The organism is Vallitalea maricola, assembly GCF_036985595.1.
Lineage (GTDB): Bacteria > Bacillota > Clostridia > Lachnospirales > Vallitaleaceae > Vallitalea > Vallitalea maricola.
The window spans coordinates 1-327 of sequence record NZ_BTPU01000196.1; the positions used below are offsets into that span (position 1 = coordinate 1).

Annotated in this window: 1 protein-coding gene; it reads left to right on the forward strand. The window is 28.4% G+C overall.

The window, feature by feature from the left end:
- Nucleotides 1–44: 44 nt before the first annotated feature.
- On the forward strand, nucleotides 45–327 hold a 283-nt coding region (locus tag AACQ14_RS23850; protein ID WP_339366034.1), incomplete at its 3' end, for an ATP-binding cassette domain-containing protein.

Genomic DNA, 327 nt, shown 5'->3' on the forward strand with positions numbered 1-327 from the left:
AATACCCTAAATATATAAGAAATACAAAAGAGGATACAGAATTATTGGAAGTACAAGGATTGACTAAGAAAGGTAATTATGAAAACATTAATTTTACTATGAATAAAGGTGATATATTAGGTATTACTGGGTTATTAGGTTCTGGTAGAACAGAATTGGCATTATCTTTGTTTGGTTTAAACAAGCCAGATTCAGGTAAAATATTTATAGATAAAAAAGAAGTGGAAATTTGCAAGCCAGAAAATGCGGTTAAACATGGTATCGCATTATTACCTGAAGATAGACATACACAAGGATTATTTTTAAATCAGAGTATTAAAGAAAATG